Raw genomic sequence first — 11,459 nt, forward strand, 5'->3', positions numbered from 1 at the left:
TCAAGCGAAGCAGAGGTTCTCAGGTGCCTACGGGTCGAGTGAAGTGGTACGACGCGGCCAAGGGATATGGCTTCGTCACCAGCGACGAGGGTGGCGACGTGTTCCTGCCGAAGACCGCGCTACCGGCGGGTGTCACCGAACTCAAGGGCGGCCAGCGCATTGATTTCAGCGTGGTGGACAGCCGGCGGGGCACCCAGGCGATGGGGGTGAAGCTGCTGGACGCTCCGCCGTCCGTGGCGGAACTGCGTCGACGTCCGGCCGAGGAACTGCACGGCCTGGTCGAGGACATGATCAAGGTGCTGGAGGCGAAGGTCCAGCCGGACCTGCGCCGGGGCCGCTTTCCGGACCGCAGGACCGCGCAGAAGATCGCTCAGCTGGTCCACGCGGTCGCCCGCGAACTGGAGGTCTGAGGCACGAGCCCGGCGTCGGCGGCCCGGCCGAGCAGTGCCTCGACGGCAGCGAAACCCGCCTCACCCAGGTCGGCGGTGAACTCGTTGACGTAGAGGCCGATGTGCCGGTCCACCACGTCGGGCTCCATCTCCTGGGCGTGCGCCAGCACGTACCCTCGGCTGGCCGCCGGATCGGCCCAGGCCCGTTGCACGGAGTCCCGGATCCAGCCGGCGGCCTGCTGCGGGTCGACCACACCGCGGCGGGCCAGGATGGCGCCGAGCGGGATCGGTAGCCCGGTGTCCGACTCCCACCACTCGCCCAGGTCGACCAGGGCGGTGAGACCGTGCCGGGGATAGGTGAACCGGGCCTCGTGGATCACCAGTCCGGCGTCGTACCGCCCAGCGGCCACCCCCGGCATGATCTCGTGGAACGGCACCACCTCGATGCGCTGCGGCGTCCGCCCGGCCGCCCAGAGCCGGAACAGCAGGTACGCCGTGGTCCGGTCACCCGGCACCGCCACCGTGGCGCCGGTGAGATCGTCGCGATCCGGCCCGCCGCCACGGTCGGCCCGGGTGAGCACCAACGGGCCACAGCCTCGACCCAGCGCGCCCCCACAGGGCAGCAGGTGGTAGTCGTCCAGCAGCCACGGCAGCGCCGCGTAACTCACCTTCACCAGGTCGAACGCGCCGCGCTCGGCGGCCGTGTTGGTGACGTCGACGTCGGCGTACGTCACCTCCACCGGCGGCGCACCGGGCACCTGTCCGTGCACCAGGGCGTGGAAGACGAACGTGTCGTTGGGGCAGGGCGAGATCGCCAGCGAGAGCGCCACACCCCCACCGTAGCCCCGTCGACTCACCCCACCCCCGCCCGGCCACACTCGCCCATGCCTGCCCTTCCACCTGCACCCGTGCCCGTGCCCGTGCCCGGCCTGCCTCACACCAGGGTCTTGCGCTCCTGACCGGTTCGGTAGCTCCCCGCGCTGCTGACCGATCCCGTCCCGGCTTGCGCGGTGCTCCGCCCCGGTTCTACCGCTGCTGTGCTGCCAGCGCGTGTCCCGGCGCTGTTCGCTGCTGCTCGGCCCGTACCGGCGGGACGTGCCGCGCCAACGCGACGTGCGACATCAGCGACGCGAGCGCCTAGAGCGACGCGAGCGCCTAGGCGGATGTCCGCGACCTTCCGTCCGCAGGAGGCGTCCGACCGCAGGTGCGGGTGTGGTGAGCGCGTCCTGTCGAGCTGAAGGCGTAAACGGATCGCCACCGGGTGCGTGAAACAGCCGCCGGCGGGCACCGGCTGCCGCCAGCGGTCAGCGGCAAGGGTCCGCCGTCTACCGCCTGCCGTCTACCGCCTGCTGGGCGTGGTCCGCCGTCTGCCGTCTGCCGCCTGCTGGGCGTGGTCCGCCGTCTGCCGTCTGCCGCCTGCTGGGCGTGGTCGGCCGTCACCCGTCACCCGTCACCCGTCACCCGTCACCCGTCACCCGTCACCCGTCACCCGTCGGCCGTCATCCGTCGGCCGTCATCCGTCGGCCCTCATCCGTCGGCCCTCATCCGTCGGCCCTCACCCGTCCGCCCTCACCCGTCCGCCGTCGGACGGGCCTGGTTCGCCGGGCGCCTCTCATCGAGCGCGGTCAGTCGTCCGCAGTCGTTGGGTGCCGTCAGGTGGGCGATAGCGCGGACGGTTCAGCTCGACAGCGCGCCAACACCCATGTGCCGCCGCCCGGAGGGCCGGACTTACATTGGCTACGATGCACTCGTCGAGACCTTATCCACAGGATTATCCACAGCTTCGCCGCCGGGATTGAGTGATCTTTCAGGGCGCTGGGAGCATTGGTGGATGGGGGAAGACAAGAATCCGGTGCTCGATCTGGGGTCGATGCTGCGGGCGTTGCGTCGGCAGGCCGACCTGAGTCAACGGGAGCTGGCAGAGCGGTCCGGGGTGCCACAGTCGACCGTGGCGCGGATCGAGTCGGGCCGGTCCGCGGGTTCCCAGTTCGGGACGGTGCAGCGGTTGGTGCGGGCGGCGGGCGGGGCGCTGCGGATCGCTGGGCCCGACGACCGGGCCTTGACCGCAGATGAGGTCGGCGAGGACGTCCGTCGGGACGAGGCGGGCCGCCGCTATCCGGCGCACCTGGACGTGCGGAAGGTCCGGACGCTGAAGGACTGGCCGGGTGCCTGGTGGGCACATTGGTATTCGCTACCGCCTGACCGCTGGCCGCTGCGGGTTCCCGAGGTGACCTACGACCTCGACCGGGACCGCCGGGACGAGCGGCGACTGCGGGAGCGGCTCCGCGATGCGGTCCGGATCCGTCGTCTCAGCGACGGTGTGCCGGAAGGATGCTGGCGGTTCGTGGCGGAACTGCCCGGCGGCGACGTCGTCGGCGAGCTGCGCGCCCACGAACGCAACCTCGACCTGCTGCTCGGGGAAGACCTGGGCGATCGTCGCGAGGTGGTGCTCGACGGTGTGCTGGTGGCGCCGCGGCTCCGCCTGCTCGGCATCGGGCGGCGGCTGGTGGCTCGCCTCATGGAGGAAACCCGGCAGACCGGCCCGCACGCGATCTGCGCCACAGCCGAGTTCGGTGGCATCCAGTTCCTGCTGGCGTGCGGTTACCGGATCGAGTGGAGCCGGCCGCAGAGCCTGCGGCTCGACCTGCCGAGGTGAGCCGGACTGCACGTCGAAAGGAACAGCGGGCACGAGGCGGGCGTCAGCGCAGGGCGGAGGCGGCGGCGGTGAGGGCGGTGAGGGCGTCGCGCATCCGCCACGCATCGCGGTCGCGGGGGCCGATCGGATTCGAGATGGTACGCAGCTCGACGAACGGTACGCCAGCCTGGCTGGCGGCGACCGCCACACCGTACCCCTCCATGGCCTCGGCCACCGCCTCCGGATGGCGCCGGACCAACTCGTCGGTGCTGGCGGCGGTGCCGGTCACGGTGCTGACGGTCAGCACCGGTCCCACGGTTGCGGCCGGCAGCGCCGTGCGCAAGGCCGTGAGCAGCGCCGGATCGGCGTCGAGGACCGTTCCACCGCCGAGCAGCTCGGCCGGCATGCCGAGTTCGTCGATCGGAACGAAGCCGTCGGGTGACTCCGCGCCCAGGTCGGCGGCGACGGCCCGGCTGCCGAGCACGGTGCCACCGACCTCGACGCGGCCGGCGAATCCGCCGGCCACCCCCGCACTGACCACTGCTCGGTACGGCCGGCCGGCCAGCTCGGCGAGCGCCAGCATCCGGGCCGTTGCCGCACCGGCGACCGCCGGGCCCACTCCGACCGGCAGCACCGCCACGGTCGGGTCGGCGAGACCGGCCTGGATCGCCTCCGCCTCGGCGGGTACCGCCGTCACCACGAGCAGACCGCTCACGTGAGCGAACCCGGTGAGCTGCGCCGCGTCTCGTCGTCGCCACCACCGGAACCGGTGACGGTCGAGGAGGGCCGGTAGATATGGAAGCCGGGGGGTGCCAGTCCCGGCTCCTCCGGACCACGCCCGCCCTGGAAGGGGGCCGGGGATGTGGGAGTGGACTCAGAGCCGCGTTCCGTCTCGGTGCCGTCCGCCTCAGCGGTGTCCGTCTCGGCTGGCTTCTCGGTGGCCAACTCGTCGTCGGTGAGCGGCCGTCCGTGCAGCCTCTCGGCCCGCAACCGCCGGGCCATCACCAGGCCCCGGGCAGCGGCGAGCGCGCCGACGGCAGCGGCGACGGCGATGCCGATCCGGCCGTCGAAGGGTACGAGCCCAAGACCGCCACCGGCGACGAAGGCGAGCATCAGCACCGTCTCGGAATGGGCGAAGGAACTGGCTCGCAAGCGTTCCGGGATGCGTTCCTGGATCGAGGCGTCCACGGCCAGCTTGGCGATGCCGCTCATCATGGCCGTGACCACACAGAGCAGGGCGACCATCGGCAGCGAGAAATTCAGCACGGTGAGCACAGCCACCCCGGCGACGATCACCATGCCGCTGGATTGGAGGGCGGCCGGACGGTGGATGCGCAATCGGGTACCGATCGCGGTGGCCAGGAAGGTGCCGACGGCCAGCGCGCCGCCGACCAGGCCGAGTGACCCCTCGTCGCCGAGGTCGCGCCCGAACACCACGGTGGTCAGATCGCCCGCCTTGATGGTGAAGGCCAGGAAGAGCAGCAGGAAACCGTAGACCGCGCGCAGGGTGGCCGCGCCGACCAGCGTCGAGATCACCAACCGCCCGGCCGGTCTGCCCCGGCCCAGTGGTCGCTCGTCCGTGCCCCGCCGTAGCGCCCGCAGCGGTCGTGGTACCCGCTCCGGTGGTTCGGAGTCGGCCTTCGGTGGCAGTCGGAGGGCGATCACCATGCCGACCAGGAAGATCACCGAAGCGACCCGTAACGGCCACTGCGGTCCGAACCAGAACGCGGCGAGGCCGATCGGGGCCACCAGCGCTCCCGCGACCGTGCCGTAGACACTGGCGCGCGCACCCACCTGGGACAGGCCGAGCCCTTCCGGCAGCAACCGGGGTACGGCGGCGGAACGGGCCACCCCGTACGCCCGGGAGAGCGCCAACACGCCGAAGGCCGCCGGATAGAGCCCGAAGCCGTGGATGTAGTCGGAGATCAGCCAGGCCAGGAACGCCCGACCCAGCATCGTGGTGGCCAGGGCGTACCGCCGGCCGTGCCGGAAGTGATCGAGCAGCGGCCCGACCACGGGAGCGAGCATGGCGAAGGGCACCATGGTCACCAGCAGGTAGAGCGCGACCTTGCTCCGCGCCTCGCCGAGCGGCACGTTGAAGAAGATCGTCCCGGCCAGCCCGATGGCGATCAGCGTGTCACCGGCACAGGAGATCGCGTGCAGGTCGAACAGGCGGACCATGCCGGTCTCCCCGCCGGCACCCCGGGCGCGGGCCCGGGCAGCACTGCGGGTCACCCAGCGACCGCTGGTCAGCGAACCGCGCAGCATCAGCCGGGTGGCGCGGATGCCGGTGCCGACGGTCCGCCCGAGGAGGGACCGCTCAGAGCGGGAGAACAGCGGCATGGCACCCATCCTGACCCATCAGCCCGGGCGATGCTGTGCCACCGGCGGAGAACACCTCTGGGGAGTGCCTCACAGTCGACCCACCCGATGGGGAACAATGGTCGGGTGACCAGGCCCGCCTCCGCCCGCGCCGCTCGTCTTGACCAGGTCTGCGCCGCCGCCGTCGAGGTGGCGCGTGCCGGCATCACCGAGGTGGGCCCCGACGACGTCGGTGACCACCTCCAGGTCGTCGCCGAAGGTGATCGACTCGTCACGCACTACTTCGAGTGCCGGCTGGCCGGTTACCGCGGTTGGCGGTGGGCGGTCACCGTGACCCGGGTGCCGCGCAGTCGCACGGTGACGCTCTGTGAGACCGTGCTGCTGCCCGGGCCGGACGCGTTGCTCGCCCCCGGCTGGCTGCCCTGGCAGGAGCGACTCAAGCCCGGCGACCTTGGCCCCGGCGACCTGCTGCCGACTCCGACCGACGACGAGCGACTTCAACCCGGTTACCTCCTCTCCGACGACCCGGCGATCGAGGAGACCGCCTGGGAGCTGGGGCTCGGCCGTCCCCGGGTGATGTCGCGGGAGGGGCGGATCGAGACGGCTCAGCGCTGGTACGACGGTGATCACGGCCCCTCGGCACCCATCTCCGCCTCCGCGCCGCCCGCCGCCCGCTGCGGCACCTGCGGCTTCTACCTGCCACTCGCGGGCAAGCTGCGGCAGTGCTTCGGTGTCTGCGGCAACTTCTACGCGCCGGACGACGGCCGGGTGGTCAGCGCCGATCACGGCTGCGGCGCTCACTCGGAAACGCTGATCGAGACGGACACGGCGGTCGACGAGATGCCCACCGTCTACGACGACAGCGCGGTGGAACCGATGGCGGTCAGCCGTGCCGCCGGGTCCGTCGAGAGCGGCGAGCCGGCGGAGCCGTACGGGCACTCCTGACCGTTGCCGGCCGCCGACGGCTCAACCTGCGGCTCGACGGCGGCGGCGGTTGGCGTCGTGCCGCATCATCACCGCGAGACCGGGGAAGCCCCACAGGAATCCGGCCAGGCAGATCCAGAGCCAGTTCTCGTGGCCACCGGCGACCAGCCGGTCGCGGAAGAGCAGCAGCACCAGTCCGGCGACGGCCCAGGCTGCCATCCCCGCGAGGGCGAAAGGGACCATCGGCGGGTCGAGCGGCTCGGGGCGGGGTGGCGGGGTGGGCACCCGGTCAGGGTACGTGACCCTGCTTTCCGCCGGGCCAACCATCTGCGACGATGCGCGCGACAACCCGATGATCCGCTGTGAGGTTCCTGATGGCAGTAGCGCCGCCCGACAACGGCACCCCACCCGATTCCCGCCAGCCGCGCAACGGCTTCGACCGGTACTTCGAGATCTCCGCCCGTGGTTCGACGCTCACCCGCGAGGTACGCGGCGGCCTGGCCACCTTCTTCACGATGGCGTACATCGTGGTGCTCAATCCGCTCATCCTGGGCAGTGCCGTCGACGGTGACGGCAACACCCTGCCGATCCCCGCGATCGCGGCGGCGACCGCCCTGGTCGCGGGTCTGATGACGATCCTGATGGGCGTGGTCGGCCGCTTCCCGCTGGCGGTCGCCGCCGGCCTCGGCGTCAACGCCCTGGTGGCGTACGAGATCGCGCCCGAGATGACCTGGGCCGACGCGATGGGCCTGGTGGTGATCGAAGGTGTGATCATCGCGGTGCTGGTGCTGACCGGGCTGCGTACCGCCGTGTTCCGTTCGGTGCCGACCCAGATGAAGACCGCGATCGGCGTCGGCATCGGCCTGTTCCTCACCATCATCGGCCTGGTGGACGCCGGCCTCGTCCGGCGGATCCCGGACGAGGCGAACACCACCGTCCCGGTCGGTCTCGGCATCGGCGGCAAGCTCGTCAGCTGGCCGATGCTGGTCTTCGTGGTGGGTCTGCTGGTGACCCTGGTGCTCGTGGTACGCCGGGTCAAGGGCGCCATCCTGGTCGGGATCCTCGCCTCCACGGCGCTGGCCATGCTGGTGGAGGCGGTGGGCGACATCGGTCCGTCCTTCGTCGACGGGGTGCCGAACCCGAAGGGCTGGTCGCTTAACGTTCCGACGTTGCCGAGCAACCCGTTCGACGTGCCGGACCTGTCCCTGCTCGGTCAGTTCAACGTGTTGGACTCGTGGGGGCGGGCCGGTTGGCTGGTCGTACTGATGTTCATCTTCACCCTGCTCATCACCGACTTCTTCGACACGATGGGCACGATGGTGGCCGTCGGGCAGGAGGGCGGCATGCTCGACGAGCAGGGCACCCCGCCGCGTACCCGGGAGATCCTGCTTGTCGACTCGATCGCGGCGGCCAGTGGTGGTGCGGCAAGCGTTTCCAGCAACACGTCGTACATCGAGAGTGCCGCAGGTGTCGCGGAGGGCGCCCGGACCGGGGTGGCCAACCTGGTCACCGGCGTGCTCTTCCTGCTGGCCATGTTCCTGGCGCCGCTGGTGGTGGTCGTCCCGTTCGAGGCGGCGTCCGTCGCGCTGGTGGTGGTCGGTTTCCTGATGATGACGGCGGTCCGGACGATCGACTGGTCCGACTACGAGATCGCCATCCCGGCCTTCCTCACCATCGTGTTGATGCCGTTCACCTACTCGATCTCCAACGGGATCGGAGCCGGTCTGATCGTGTACGTGGTGATCAAGCTGGCCAAGGGCAAGTCCCGGGAGATCCACCCGTTGCTGTACGCGGTGGCGGCACTGTTCGTGGTGTACTTCCTGCGCGGTCCGATCGAGACGCTGCTCTTCTGACAGTTGCCCGGCCGGGCGCGTGTGATCTGTGTGACGTGATCGACGCGCCCGGCTTGGAGCAGGGGAAACGTCGGGGTGAGCATGGTCATATCCGCTGCGGCTCGGTCAGCTAATTAGTTAGGCTAACTATCGTGACGGAGCGGACGGTGACGGCTCAGAGCATGCCACCGGCGCAACTGGCCCTTCAGTTGCGTGATGCGATCACCCGGTTGAACCGGCGGGTCCGCCAGGCCCGGCCGGTTGGTGACCTCACGGTCACCCAACTGTCCGCGCTCACCAGCCTTCGGCTGGCGGGCGCGCTCACGCCGCGGGAGCTCGCCGACGTCGAACGGGTGCAGCCACCGACGATGACGAAGATCGTCGCGAAGCTGGAGGAGCGCGGCCTGGTGCAGCGCACCCCGCACCCGACCGACGGCCGGCAGGTCATCCTCGCGACGACCGAGGGGGGCCGGGCCGTGCTCGACCAGTTCGAGCGGGTCCGGGACGAGTGGCTGGCCCGGCGGCTGGCCGAGCTGAGTGACACCGATCGGGAGACCCTGCACCGGGCCGCGGAGATCCTGCAGCGACTCTCCCGCGCCTGACGCCGCGCACACCGGGTGTGTGCCCCGCGCCGTGCCGTCCGTCGTTGACGACGCGTACGACCGCGAGGAGGCGCACCAAGAGTGCAGGCACGGCTGAGCACGATGTTCCAGTCCCTACAGGTCCGCAACTACCGGCTCTTCGCATTCGGGCAACTGGTCAAGCTGATCGGTGTCTGGATGATGTTCATCGCCCAGGACTGGCTGGTCCTCGAGCTTTCCGGCGACTCGGCCACCGCCCTCGGCGTGGTCGTCGCGCTGCAGTTCACTCCCGTGCTGCTACTCACCCTGCTTTCCGGGCGGCTCGCCGACCGGTACGACAAGCGGCTGCTGCTCTTCGTCGCCAACGCCTTCTGGACCGTGCTGTCGCTGGCCATGAGCGTGCTGGTGCTCACCGACCTGGTCCAGCTCTGGCACGTCTTCGTCTTCGCCGCCCTGCTCGGCGTCGCCAACGCGATGGAGACCCCGGTACGCCAGGCGTTCGTCTCCGAGCTGGTCGGTACGGCGCTGCTGCCCAACGCGCTCTCGCTCAACGCGGCCGTGTTCAACTCGGCCCGGATCGTCGGCCCGGCCGTGGCGGGCCTGGCCATCGCCGCCTTCGACGTCGGGCCGGTCTTCCTCGTCACCGCGCTCAGCTCGATCGCGCCGCTGGTCACGGTGATCCGGATGCGGCCGGCCGAACTGCACCGGGAGCCGCTACCGACCCGTGGCGAGCGGGCCGCGGCGACCGTGCTCGACGGGCTGCGCTACGTGGCCCGCCGTCCCGACCTGCTGCTCCCGATGGTGGTGATGTCGGTGATCGGGATGTCGCTGTTCAACTTCCAGCTGACACTGGCGGCCCTGGCGAAGACGGTGTTCAACACCGGGGCGGCCTCGTTCGGCCTGTTCAGCACCACGCTCGCGGCGGGCGCGCTGGTCGGTGCGCTGGCTGGGACCGGGCGGCGGAGTCGCCCGTCGGTGTGGCTGGTGCTGGGTGCCGCGATCGGCTGCGCCACCTTCGGCACGCTCGTCGGGCTGGCCCCGGCGTACTGGATGGTGGTCGCACTGTTGCCGCCGACCGGCTTCTTCATGGTCTATTTCGCCCAGGCGGCGAACCAGCGGGTGCAACTCGGCACCGACGCCGCGTTCCGTGGACGGGTGATGGCGCTGTGGGTGCTGGTGTTCCTCGGCACCAACCCGGTCGGCGCCCCGATCATCGGCTGGGTCGCGGAAACCTTCGGTGCCGGTGCCAGCATCTGGGCCGGTGGCCTGCTCTCGCTGACCACCGCGCTGCTGGCACTGGCCTGGCAGCTGCGCCGGGCCGGGGCCCGGCTGCGGTTCCGCGTCCTGCCGCTGCCCCGCTTCTACGTCACCGAGATGTGACGATTTCCTATGGCCGGCCGCGCCCGCCGCCCCGGTCGGTCCAACGCTGCGGTGTTACCGGCGGTTCGGTAGCGCACCGCCGCATGCGCGGAATGCGGAAAATCGGTTACGTGACGCTACGCAGCGACATAGCTTCGATGGGTGGAGATCCTACGCTTACTGCTGCTGGCCGTGGCGCTGGCGGCTGTGGTCTTCGTGCCGGTGCTGATCGCGCTGGTCATCTGCACCGACGAGGTCGTCGACCGACTGACCTGCCGGTACGGCGAGTGGCGGCAGCGGCGCCGGGATCGGCGTCTGATCGTCCGGCTGAACGAGGCCGCCGACGCGGTCGGGGTCGCCACCCGGATCGACCTCGACGCGCTCGACCGGGTGGACCGGCGGCCACTGGAGCAGATCGCCGCCGACCTGCGGTGCCTGCGCCGGGACCGGGCCGGTGGCACCAGACCGGTGGTGTGGCACAGCGACGTTCTCGACGCGTACGACGATCGGCTGCGCCTGGCCTGCCGGGCGCTGGGCGTCACCGAGCATCTCGCCGCGTTGACCGGTCTGGACCGGCAGATCGAACGGGTACGGGTCGAGGCCGAGTTGGACGCCGCTGGCCTACGGCTGCCGGCCGCCCGTCCCGAGCAACCCGAGCGGAACCACTGACTGCCATCCTGTGACAGGTGCGACTCTTCATCGCGATCTACCCACCGGTCGAGGCCATCGCGCACCTGACCACCCGGTTGGCCGGGTTACGCCTGGCGGCGGCCTCGGCCGCCGGCACGAACGTCCGGCTGGTCGACCCGGCCACGGCCCACCTCACACTCGCCTTCCTCGGCGAGGTCGACCCCACCCGGCTGACCGAGTTGCGGCAGGTCCTCCCACGCGCCGTGGCGGCTGCCCGCAGCGGTGCTGCGGCGGAGGCGCCCGTCGGGTGCGACGACCCGCCGGTGCTCCGGCTGGGCGGCGGTGGTCGATTCGGCTGGGGCAGAAGCACCGTGCTCTGGGCCGACGTGCGCGGTGACGTGAGCCAGCTGGGGGTTCTGGCCGGCGCCGTCCGGACCGCACTGACCGTCGCCGGGTTTCCCGGCGACGAGAAGCCGTTCCGGCCGCACCTAACCATCGCCCGGCCGGGTGACCGGCTGCCGCACGCCGACATCGAGGCGGACCTGGCCGCCCTCGACGACTACCTCGGCCCGCCCTGGCCGGCAGAGGAGTTGGTGCTCGTGCAGAGCCAGCCCGGACCCCCGTCGCGCTATCACCGGCTCGCCGCCTGGCCCCTCTGAACCCGCCCCCGCCCCGCTGACATCTCGCGATCTTGCACTTTTGGTCGGTGAAACGTCCGTTATCAGACTGATGCCCCGACAAAAAGTGCAAGATCGGCGCGGTGGAGGGGGTGGGGGTGGGGGTGGGG

At 71.0% G+C, this 11,459-nt stretch carries 12 protein-coding genes; 8 read left to right on the forward strand and 4 right to left on the reverse strand.

Features of this window, described 5'->3' with window-relative positions:
* Nucleotides 1–23: 23 nt before the first annotated feature.
* Entirely contained in the window at nucleotides 24–410 is a 387-nt protein-coding gene (locus tag KBX00_RS25900) for a cold-shock protein (RefSeq protein ID WP_210830668.1), read from the forward strand.
* On the opposite strand, the gene KBX00_RS25905 is transcribed toward KBX00_RS25900, so the two are convergent.
* Nucleotides 371–1,219 (reverse strand): 1,4-dihydroxy-6-naphthoate synthase, encoded by an 849-nt coding sequence (locus KBX00_RS25905; protein WP_210830669.1) that lies wholly within the window; start codon nucleotides 1,217–1,219, stop codon nucleotides 371–373. The genes KBX00_RS25900 and KBX00_RS25905 overlap by 40 nt on opposite strands.
* A 1,001-nt stretch (nucleotides 1,220–2,220) precedes the next feature.
* Here KBX00_RS25905 and KBX00_RS25910 point away from each other — a divergent pair.
* The gene (locus KBX00_RS25910; RefSeq protein WP_210830670.1) at nucleotides 2,221–3,045 is read left to right on the forward strand and encodes a GNAT family N-acetyltransferase; all 825 of its coding nucleotides are present in this window, start codon (nucleotides 2,221–2,223) and stop codon (nucleotides 3,043–3,045) included.
* Nucleotides 3,046–3,088: 43 nt separating this feature from the next.
* Here the strand turns inward: KBX00_RS25910 and KBX00_RS25915 are convergent, their stop codons facing one another.
* Both KBX00_RS25915 and KBX00_RS25920 read right to left on the reverse strand, forming a co-directional pair.
* On the reverse strand, nucleotides 3,089–3,739 hold the full coding sequence (locus KBX00_RS25915) for a futalosine hydrolase (RefSeq protein WP_210830671.1): 651 nt from the start codon (nucleotides 3,737–3,739) through the stop codon (nucleotides 3,089–3,091).
* Nucleotides 3,736–5,367, reverse strand: a complete 1,632-nt coding sequence (locus KBX00_RS25920) for an MFS transporter (protein WP_210830672.1) — start codon at nucleotides 5,365–5,367, stop codon at nucleotides 3,736–3,738. The genes KBX00_RS25915 and KBX00_RS25920 overlap by 4 nt, the downstream gene beginning before the upstream one ends.
* A gap of 87 nt (nucleotides 5,368–5,454) precedes the next feature.
* Between KBX00_RS25920 and KBX00_RS25925 the strand changes: the two genes are divergently transcribed.
* Complete coding sequence (locus tag KBX00_RS25925; RefSeq protein WP_210830673.1) at nucleotides 5,455–6,291, forward strand: DUF3027 domain-containing protein; 837 nt, start codon at nucleotides 5,455–5,457, stop codon at nucleotides 6,289–6,291.
* Nucleotides 6,292–6,312: 21 nt separating this feature from the next.
* On the opposite strand, the gene KBX00_RS25930 is transcribed toward KBX00_RS25925, so the two are convergent.
* The gene (locus KBX00_RS25930; RefSeq protein ID WP_269740182.1) at nucleotides 6,313–6,555 is read right to left on the reverse strand and encodes a DUF2530 domain-containing protein; all 243 of its coding nucleotides are present in this window, start codon (nucleotides 6,553–6,555) and stop codon (nucleotides 6,313–6,315) included.
* Nucleotides 6,556–6,644: 89 nt separating this feature from the next.
* Between KBX00_RS25930 and KBX00_RS25935 the strand changes: the two genes are divergently transcribed.
* From KBX00_RS25935 to thpR, 5 genes are all read left to right on the forward strand, one after another.
* A complete protein-coding gene (locus tag KBX00_RS25935) occupies nucleotides 6,645–8,123 on the forward strand; it encodes an NCS2 family permease (RefSeq protein WP_210830675.1) in 1,479 nt (492 codons plus the stop codon).
* Nucleotides 8,124–8,254: 131 nt separating this feature from the next.
* Entirely contained in the window at nucleotides 8,255–8,704 is a 450-nt protein-coding gene (locus KBX00_RS25940; protein ID WP_210830676.1) for a MarR family winged helix-turn-helix transcriptional regulator, read from the forward strand.
* An 81-nt stretch (nucleotides 8,705–8,785) separates the two neighbouring features.
* The gene (locus tag KBX00_RS25945) at nucleotides 8,786–10,063 is read left to right on the forward strand and encodes an MFS transporter (RefSeq protein ID WP_210830677.1); all 1,278 of its coding nucleotides are present in this window, start codon (nucleotides 8,786–8,788) and stop codon (nucleotides 10,061–10,063) included.
* A 141-nt stretch (nucleotides 10,064–10,204) separates the two neighbouring features.
* The gene (locus tag KBX00_RS25950) at nucleotides 10,205–10,711 is read left to right on the forward strand and encodes a hypothetical protein (protein ID WP_210830678.1); all 507 of its coding nucleotides are present in this window, start codon (nucleotides 10,205–10,207) and stop codon (nucleotides 10,709–10,711) included.
* A 17-nt stretch (nucleotides 10,712–10,728) separates the two neighbouring features.
* Nucleotides 10,729–11,331, forward strand: coding sequence for an RNA 2',3'-cyclic phosphodiesterase (gene thpR, locus KBX00_RS25955; protein ID WP_210830679.1), 603 nt, complete (start codon nucleotides 10,729–10,731; stop codon nucleotides 11,329–11,331).
* Nucleotides 11,332–11,459: the final 128 nt, after the last annotated feature.

The sequence above is a fragment of the Micromonospora sp. C95 genome (assembly GCF_018070465.1).
In the GTDB taxonomy this organism is placed as follows: domain Bacteria; phylum Actinomycetota; class Actinomycetes; order Mycobacteriales; family Micromonosporaceae; genus Micromonospora.

What these genes read in the sequence shown, in the direction of transcription:
- KBX00_RS25910 (WP_210830670.1), top strand. Translation starts at nt 2,221, where the DNA reads ATGGGGGAAGACAAGAATCCGGTGCTCGATCTGGGGTCGATGCTGCGG.
- KBX00_RS25920 (WP_210830672.1), bottom strand. Translation starts at nt 5,367, where the DNA reads ATGCCGCTGTTCTCCCGCTCTGAGCGGTCCCTCCTCGGGCGGACCGTC.
- KBX00_RS25925 (WP_210830673.1), top strand. Translation starts at nt 5,455, where the DNA reads ATGGGGAACAATGGTCGGGTGACCAGGCCCGCCTCCGCCCGCGCCGCT.
- KBX00_RS25935 (WP_210830675.1), top strand. Translation starts at nt 6,645, where the DNA reads ATGGCAGTAGCGCCGCCCGACAACGGCACCCCACCCGATTCCCGCCAG.